The organism is Candidatus Methylomirabilis sp. (genome assembly GCA_036000645.1).
Taxonomy (GTDB): Bacteria; Methylomirabilota; Methylomirabilia; order Methylomirabilales; family JACPAU01; genus JACPAU01.
This window is the reverse complement of record DASYVA010000019.1, coordinates 1-7,898: the sequence shown is the minus strand read 5'-3', so window position 1 is coordinate 7,898 and position 7,898 is coordinate 1. Positions and strand designations below refer to the sequence as shown.

7 protein-coding genes and 1 pseudogene are annotated in these 7,898 nt (G+C 71.9%); all 8 read left to right on the top strand.

The genetic code is table 11. The annotated features are described in order from the left end of the window. The first annotated feature begins 139 nt into the window (after positions 1-139). The 8 genes and pseudogenes from VGT06_00820 (at position 140) to VGT06_00785 (ending at position 7,640) form a co-directional block, all read left to right on the top strand. On the top strand, positions 140-634 hold the full coding sequence (locus VGT06_00820; GenBank protein HEV8661674.1) for a chemotaxis protein CheW: 495 nt from the start codon (positions 140-142) through the stop codon (positions 632-634). A 1-nt stretch (position 635) separates the two neighbouring features. Next, positions 636-995, top strand: a pseudogene (locus tag VGT06_00815) (response regulator). 101 nt (positions 996-1,096) lie between these two features. Beyond that, the gene (locus VGT06_00810; protein ID HEV8661673.1) at positions 1,097-1,687 is read left to right on the top strand and encodes a CheB methylesterase domain-containing protein; all 591 of its coding nucleotides are present in this window, start codon (positions 1,097-1,099) and stop codon (positions 1,685-1,687) included. A 17-nt stretch (positions 1,688-1,704) separates the two neighbouring features. Beyond that, a complete protein-coding gene (locus tag VGT06_00805) occupies positions 1,705-3,768 on the top strand; it encodes a chemotaxis protein CheA (protein ID HEV8661672.1) in 2,064 nt (687 codons plus the stop codon). Positions 3,769-3,776: 8 nt separating this feature from the next. Continuing rightward, on the top strand, positions 3,777-4,394 hold the full coding sequence (locus VGT06_00800) for a hypothetical protein (protein ID HEV8661671.1): 618 nt from the start codon (positions 3,777-3,779) through the stop codon (positions 4,392-4,394). Continuing rightward, on the top strand, positions 4,384-4,881 hold the full coding sequence (locus tag VGT06_00795; protein HEV8661670.1) for a chemotaxis protein CheD: 498 nt from the start codon (positions 4,384-4,386) through the stop codon (positions 4,879-4,881). The genes VGT06_00800 and VGT06_00795 overlap by 11 nt, the downstream gene beginning before the upstream one ends. Beyond that, entirely contained in the window at positions 4,881-5,771 is an 891-nt protein-coding gene (gene larE, locus VGT06_00790; GenBank protein HEV8661669.1) for an ATP-dependent sacrificial sulfur transferase LarE, read from the top strand. Before VGT06_00795 ends, larE begins: the two co-directional genes overlap by 1 nt. Positions 5,772-5,774: 3 nt before the next feature. Then, positions 5,775-7,640, top strand: a complete 1,866-nt coding sequence (locus tag VGT06_00785) for an HD domain-containing phosphohydrolase (GenBank protein ID HEV8661668.1) — start codon at positions 5,775-5,777, stop codon at positions 7,638-7,640. Positions 7,641-7,898 lie beyond the last annotated feature (258 nt).

The following is a 7,898-nucleotide window of genomic DNA, read 5'->3' as shown; positions in this document are numbered from 1 at the left end:
CCGCCTCGACCGAGGAGGCCTCCGCCGCCACCATGGAGCAGACCACCTCCATGGAGCAAATGGCCGACTCGGCGCAGCAGCTCCAGGCCCTGGCCGAGTCCCTGAAGGCGCTGGTGGCGCGGTTCCGGGTCACTGCGTGATGGCCGAGGCCCCGTTGGATCTCATCCTGGAGCCGGCCCCGCCGGAACCGGAGGAGCGGGAGCGCCTCGTCCTCCTCCGGGCTTCGGGGGAGTGGTACGCGATCGAAATCACCGCGGTCCGGGAGGTCCACCCGGTCGAGCGGATCACCCGGGTCCCCAACGCCGCCCCCGAGGTGCGGGGGATCACCACCTGGCGCGGCAAGGTCCTGGTCCTGTACGACCTGAGCCGCTGCCTCGCGGTCCCCGTCAGCGCGCTCCCCGCCGAACGGTTCGCCGTCGTCCTGGACCTGAGCATCCCGGAGCTGGATGCCGCCCTGCTGGCCGAGGAGGTCGCGGAGATCCGGGCCGTGCCGCTCTCCCAGATCGACATGACGCCCATACTGGATGGGGAGCGGAGCCGGGGGGGCCGGGTGAAGGGGTGGGCGGAGGTGGACGGGGTCCAGGTCAGCATCCTGAACGTGGGGAAGTTCTTCAGCCACCTGGCGGAGGCCTGAGATGGCCGTCCGGGTTCTCATCGTGGACGATGCCCTCTTCATGCGCAGCATGATCCGGGACATCTTCTCCCGGGAGGGGTTCGAGGTGGTGGGGGAGGCGGAGAACGGGGCCGAGGCGGTCCGCCTCCAGCGGGAGCTGAAACCGGACCTCATCACCATGGACATCGTCATGCCGGTGATGGACGGGATCACCGCGCTGCGGGAGATCGTGGGGGTGGACCCGGGGGCGAGTGTCATCATGGTGAGCGCCCTGGGCCAGGAGTCCCTCATCGCCGAGGCGATCGAGGCCGGCGCTCGGGACTTCATCGTGAAACCCTTCCAGGCCAGCCGGGTCCTCAAGGTGGTGCAGAGCGCCCTGGGACTGGACGCGCACTACCGCCCGCGGGTCCCGGCCGCCGAGGGCGGCCCGGGGTCACGGCGGTGACCGGGGAGCCGCCGCGGGGGGAATGCCCTCGCCTGGTGGTGGCGATTGGAGCCTCGGCCGGGGGGCCGCAGGCCCTGCAGACCCTCCTGGCCGACTTCCCCACCGAGGTTCCCGTTCCGGTCTTGGTGGTCCAGCACATCCCGCCCCGCTTCGTGGGGGCCCTGGTGCGCCGGCTCCAGGAGGCCTCGCCCCTCCCGGTCCGGCTCGCCGCCGCGGGGGACGTGGTGCGGCCGGGTGTGGTCTACGTGGCCCCGGCCGGCCGGCATCTTCAAGTGCGCCGCGGACTCCGGGGCAGCCAGCTCATCCTGCACCTCAGCGATGCCCCTCCCCGCCACGGGGTTCGCCCGGCGGCCGACCTCCTCTTTCGGTCCCTGGCGGAGGCCTGCGAGGCCGGGGCCATCGTCGTCGTGCTCACCGGGATGGGAAAGGACGGCCTGGAGGGCGTCCGGGCGGTGAAGGCGAAGGGGGGCGTGGCGGTGGCGGAGGCGGAGGAGTCCTGCGTCGTGTACGGGATGCCTCGGGCGCTGGCCGATGCCGCCCTCGCGGACCTGGTGGTCCCCCTGCCCGAGATGCCCCGGGCCCTGGGAGTCCTGCTCCGCGAGCGGGCCGCGGTGCTGGCGGCCCGCTAAGGAAGGGTGATCTCGCGATGGACATGTCCAAGTACCTCAAGATGTACATCAGCGAGTCCCAGGAGCATCTTCAGAGCATGGACAGGCTCCTCCTGGAGGTCGAGAAGGGCGGGGCCGACAAGACCGTCATCGACACCCTTTTCCGCGAAGCCCACTCGCTCAAGGGGATGTCCGCCTCCATGGGCTACGAGGAGCTGGCCAAGGTCTCCCACCGGATGGAGGATTTCCTGGACGGGTACCGGAAGGGGCAGGGAACCCCCGACCGGGCCGCGCTGGACCTCCTCTTCGAGGGGGTGGATCTGCTCCGGCAGGGAGTCGAGAACCTGGCGGCTGGATCTCCTCCCAATGTTTCACCTCAGGCGTTCCTGGAGCGGGTCTCGGCCTACCGGCCCGGGCCCGCTGCCGCGGCGCGCCTCGCGACGGCACCCCCTCCCGCCCCCGCGGCAGTATCGGCGACGCCGCCCGTGCCGGTCCCGCCGGGTCTCGAGGAGGCAAGCCGCTGGGCGACCGAGCGGGGCCTCCCCCTCCTCAGCGTGGAGATCGAGATCGCCGAGGACACGCCCCTGCCGACCGCCCGAGCCTACATCACGCTGAAGAAGCTCACAGACATGGTGGACCTGTTCCGGGCTGCCCCGACGCTGGAGGAGATCAAACAGGGGCGCTTCGGCGGGCGGATCGAGGCGGTCGTGGGAGGCGCCGAGGACCCGGAAGCGCTGGCCGCTCGCCTGCGGGATCTGCCGGACGTGGGTCGGGTGGCCGTCCGCGTGCTGCGGGATCCGGGTGCCGTTGCCGCCGCCCCCGCGGCCGCTCTGGAAACCCTCCCTGCGCTGGTGGCCCCGCCCGCCGAACGAGCGCCCCACCCGGAGGCGTTCCCGGCGGTCCCCGCTCCGGCACCGGCCGCGGCTCCCGCCCCGCCGGCCTCGGCCCAGCGCACCCCCGCCCTCGTTCGGGTGGACACGCGCCTCCTGGACAATCTGATCGATCTGGTGGGGGAGATGATCACGGCCAAAGGGGGCCTGGTGGAGCACGCCCACACGGTTCCCGACCGCCCCCTCCGGGAGAGCGTCGGCCGGATCGAGAACCTCATCCTCAACCTCCAGCAGCAGGCCATGAAGATCCGGATGATGCCCATCGAAGTCATCGCCGACCGCTTCCCCCGGGCCGTCCGGGACCTGGCGCGCAAGCAGGGGAAGGAGGTGGACTTCCAGATCGTCGGGAAGGAGATCGAGCTGGACCGGGCCATCCTGGACGCCCTGCCCGACCCCCTCATGCACATCCTCCGCAACAGCATCGATCATGGCGTCGAGCCGCCCGAGGAACGGGAGCGGGCGGGCAAGCCCCGGACCGGGACGATCCGGCTCGAGGCCTTCCGGGAGAAGGAGGGGGTGGTCATCCGGGTCAGCGATGACGGGCGTGGGATCGACCCGGAACGGATCCGGGCCGTGGCCCTGAAACGGGGGATCCTGACCCCGGACCGGGTCGAGCGGATGAGCCGGGAGGAGCTGGTCATGCTGGTGACGGCGCCCGGCTTCAGCACCGCCGAGGCGGTCACGGATGTCTCCGGCCGGGGGGTGGGGATGGACGTGGTCCGGGCCACCCTGGAGGCGATGCGGGGCCACCTCCTCATCGAGTCGGAGGTGGGGCGGGGGACCGATATTGTCCTCAAGCTCCCCCTGACCCTCACGGTCATGCCGGTGATGATGGTCCGGACCTGCCGGGAGCTCTATGCCATCCCGGTGACCCAGGTCCAGCAGTCCACCCAGTTCTCCTTAGCGGACATCCAGCGGGCGGAGCACCAGGATGTGGTCCAGCGCGGCGAGGAGAGCATCCCCCTGCTCCACCTCCGGACCGCTCTGCAGGTTCCCGATGGGGAGGGGAGGGGAGCCACCCATATGGCGGTGCTCTCCGAGATCCGCGGGCGGACCGTGGCGGTCGTCGTGGACGAGATCCTGGGCTACCGGGACGCGGTCGTGAAGCCGCTCGGGCCTGCCCTGAAGGGCCTGCGGGGATTCGGCGGGGTGACCATTCTCCCGAGCGGGGAGGCCGTCCTGATCCTGGACCTCAACACGCTCTTCGGCTAGGGGGTCGGATGGGGGGTAAAAGGGCGGCGGCGGACGGCCGGGAAGTGCAAGCACTGGCTGCGGCTGCCGCCGAGGCCATGGGCCACGCCGCCGAGGCCCTGGCTACGCTGCTCCACCTGCCGGTCCGTCCCGGCTCCCCCCGGGTGAGGCGCCTCCGGGCAGCCTCGGCTGTCCGGGCCCTCCGGGAGGCGCCGGCCGTCGAGGCCGCCCTGTACTTCTGGGTGACGGGGGACCCCGAGGGGGCCCTCCTGGTATTCTTCCCGCCGGGGGGCGCCCGGACGCTCGCCACCCAGCTGACCGGTCGCCCGGAAGGGGGGGGGACGGGGATCCCGGGGAGCCGCGAGGGATCCGCCCTGAAGGAGGCGGGGAACATCCTGGCCTCCGCGTACCTGTGGGCGGCCAGTCGCTGGGCGGGGATGGCGCTCAAGCCCTCCATCCCCCAGCTCGCCCCGGACTGGGGCCGCGCCGTGTCCGAGGGGGCCCTCCTCGGGCTGCTCCCCGCGGCGGGGACGGTCCTTCTCGCCGAGGTCCCCTTCGGGGACGGGCGGCTGGTGCAGGGGCGGGTCGTCTGGCTTCCGGGGACGCGGACCCGGGGCGGTCTGCTGCAAGGGGGCCATGGGGGCTAACGCGGAGAGCATCCGCGTCCCCGCCGCCACCTTCGCCGCGGGGCGGGACCCGGACCGGCTGTCCATCGGCGGCCTGGGCTCCTGCGTGGGGGTGGCCCTCTACGATCCGGTGGCGCGCGTCGGGGGTCTGGCGCACGTCCTGGTGCCTGCCGGGGCGAAGGGCCTCACGGGGCGCTGGCCGGCGGCGAGCCCGGAGCGGGCGATCGCGGGGCTCCTCGAGGCGGTCGCCGGAGCCGGGGGAGAGCCGGGGCGCTGCGTGGCGAAACTCGCCGGGGGCGGCCAGGCCTTCGAGGCTCTCACGAGTGGCGGCAGGGCGCGGCCGGTGGGACCCCAGACCGCGGCGGCGGTCCGGGCCGAGCTCGAGCGGCTGGGGATCCGCCTGGTGGCGGAGGCCCTCTCGCCGGAAGCCGGGCGGAGCATGGAGCTGGACCTGGCTTCCGGCGCCGTGACGGTGCGGGGGCCGGGCGGGACGGTTCGGGTCCTCTGATGCGAAAGAGAGCCGACGGGATGGACGCCGCCCTCGAGGGCAAGTACCGCGTGCTGACGAGCCACCTCGCCCGGCTGGGCCGGGTCCTGGTCGCCTTCTCGGGCGGCGTGGACAGCAGCTTCGTCCTGCGGGCGGCGGTAGAGGGCTGCGGGGAGGGGGTCCTGGCCGTGACGGCGGTCTCCCCGGCGGTCCCGGCGCGAGAGGTCACAGAGGCGAAGGCCCTGGCGGCCGCGCTCGGGGCGCGGCACCACCTGCTGCGGACGGCGGAGATGGCCGACCCCAACTACATTGCCAACCCGGCCACCCGCTGCTACTTCTGCAAGCGGGAGCTCTACATGCGCCTCGCGGCTCTGGCGGCGACGGAGGGGCACCCAACCGTGGTGGACGGGGTGAACCGCGACGACCTCGCCGACTGGCGGCCGGGGCGGCTCGCGGCGGCGGAGCGGGGGGTCTTGAGCCCGCTCGTCGAGGCGAACTTCACCAAGGCCGAAGTCCGCGCGGCCTCGCGTGCGCTCGGCCTCCCCACCTGGGACAAGCCGGCCATGCCCTGCCTGGCCTCCCGCTTCCCCTACGGGACGCCCATCACCGTGGGGGGCCTCCGGCGGGTGGAGCGGGCCGAGGAGGTCCTGCGGGAGCACGGGTTCCGGGAGCTGCGCGTGCGGCACTACGGGGAGGCGGCCCGGGTCGAGGTGGGGCCGGAAGAGCTCCCGCGGCTCCTCGAGCCGGACCGACAGGCGGCCGTCACGGCCGCGCTCCGGGGCCTGGGCTACCGGACGGTGACGGTGGATCCGGAGGGGTTCCGATCGGGCAAGCTGAACGCGGGGCTCACGGGGACCGAGGGGGGGGCGGCAGCCCGGCCTGCGCCAGGGGCCGGCGTCCGGAAGGGATAGGGGATGGAGACGATCCTGGTCATCGACGACGAGCTGTTCATGCGCCGCCTCTGTGACGACATGCTCGCCCTGCGCGGCTTCAAGGTCCTCACCGCGGAGAATGCCAAGGAGGGGCTGGCCAAGCTGGAGAAGGGGGGCGTGGATGTCGTCCTTCTCGACATCATGATGCCCGACCTGACCGGCATTGAGTTCCTCCCCGTCATCAAGAAGACGGATCCCGATGTCTTCGTCATCATCATCACGGCCTACGCGTCTCTGGAGACGGCCATCGAGGCCCTGAAGAAGGGGGCCTACGACTACATCCGGAAGCCGTTCCGCCCGCATGAGCTCTATCACTCCGTGGACAAGGCCATCGGGCGGCGCCGCATCGAGCTCGAGAACAAGCGGCTCCTCCAGGACCTGCAGACGAAGGTGAAGGAGCTCTCCACGCTGAACCGGGTGGGGAAGTACATCCACTCCCTCCTGGAGGTCGACCGCCTCCTGGAGAAGATTGTCCTCTCCATTGCCGCCGTGATGGGGGTGGAGATCGTCTCCATCATGCTCGTGGACAGGGAGGCGAACGAGATGACGATCCGGGCCTCCACGGGCCTCCCGGAGGAGGTCGTCAAGGGCACCCGCCAGAAAGTGGGGAGCGGGATCGCCGGCTGGGTCGCGGAGAAGGGGGAGGCCCTGCTGATCAACGACATCGAGAAGGACACTCGCTTCAACAAGTCAGTGAGCGACCCCAAGTACAAGGGCAAGTCCTTGCTGAGCGTCCCGCTGGTGAGCAAAGGGGGCGTCCTCGGCGTCGTCAATGTCAACCGGAAGACCTCGACGGAGACCTTCACCGATCACGACCTGCAGCTCCTCACCACCTTCAGCAGCCAGGCCGCGGCGGCCCTGGAGAACGCGGAGCTCTACGCGCGCGTGAAGAACTTCACCGTCGAGATGGAGGAGAAGGTCCGCCACGCGACCGCCGAGGTGGCCCAGCGGAACACCGAGCTGGACCGGGCCAATGCCGAGCTTCGGGAGAACACCCTGAACACCCTCCGCTCCCTGGTGGCCGCCCTGGAGGCGCGGGACGAGTACACGCGGAACCACTCGGAGCGGGTTGCCCGGCTGGCAACCCTCCTCGGCAAGACGCTGGGGTTCTCCGAGGGGCAGCTCGGCGCCCTGCGGGTCGCCGGGATGCTCCACGACCTGGGGAAGGTCGGGATTCCCGACGAGATCCTGAAGAGCGCCGATCGGCTGAGCCCGGAGCAGCGGCGCGTGATGGAGAGCCACCCGGAGATCGGGGCTCGGATCGTGGAGCCCATCCCGTTCCTCCGGGAGGTGAAGGAGATCGTCCTCCAGCACCAGGAGCGGTACGACGGCAGCGGATACCCGCGGCGACTCAAGGGGGAGGCGATTCTCCGCGAGGCCAGGGCGCTTGCGGTGGCGGATGCCTACGACGCCATGATCTCCCGGCGCGGGTACCGAGGCACGGTCTTCGGCCACCAGGAAGCCCTCGCGGAACTGCAGCGTGTGGCCGGGACCGAGCTGGACCCGAATGCCGTGGCGGCCCTCGGCCGGCTGGATCGGGCGGCGCTGGAGACCCTCTATTCCGGGCTCTCCCCGGGCTCCGAGCCGCCCCGGGGGACGACGGGGGTCCAGGAGCGGCCGCCGGCTGCGCCGGAGCCGGCGGCGCGGCCTGAGGTGACCCCGGCTCCCCGCCCTGCCGACGGCCAGGAGACCGTCTCCTGCCGGTGCGCCAAGTGCCAGGCGGCCTTCCGGGTGAAGGCGTCGGCCATCCCTGCGGGCGGCGCCCGGATCCGCTGCCCGCGGTGCGGGGAAGGGATCACGGTCCGCCCCCCCGGCGGGAGCACGGGCCGCATCGCCTTCGTCACGTAATACAAGCGAGAGCATCAAAGTGACAAGGTCCGGGTCCTGGCGCCGGCGCCGCCCCGGCCCCCGGCCCCCCTGGGGAACCCTCCCGTGGTTCCCCCCATCGGCCCAGAGCCGATGGGCCCCCCTCCGCTACGGGGGCCCGGGGGCGGCATCCGGCGCCACCCGGACGCTGTCTCACACAATTTATCTCGTTTGGATTAGGGTCCCCGGAGGGTCTCGAGGGCAGCCGTGTCCGCGAACGTGGTGCTCATTTCCACCTAT

Bases quoted from the DNA above. Each gene is read 5' to 3' on its own strand.
- VGT06_00795 (HEV8661670.1), top strand. From the start codon at position 4,384: ATGGGGGCTAACGCGGAGAGCATCCGCGTCCCCGCCGCCACCTTCGCC.
- VGT06_00820 (HEV8661674.1), top strand. From the start codon at position 140: ATGGCCGAGGCCCCGTTGGATCTCATCCTGGAGCCGGCCCCGCCGGAA.
- larE (HEV8661669.1), top strand. From the start codon at position 4,881: ATGCGAAAGAGAGCCGACGGGATGGACGCCGCCCTCGAGGGCAAGTAC.
- VGT06_00785 (HEV8661668.1), top strand. From the start codon at position 5,775: ATGGAGACGATCCTGGTCATCGACGACGAGCTGTTCATGCGCCGCCTC.
- VGT06_00800 (HEV8661671.1), top strand. From the start codon at position 3,777: ATGGGGGGTAAAAGGGCGGCGGCGGACGGCCGGGAAGTGCAAGCACTG.
- VGT06_00805 (HEV8661672.1), top strand. From the start codon at position 1,705: ATGGACATGTCCAAGTACCTCAAGATGTACATCAGCGAGTCCCAGGAG.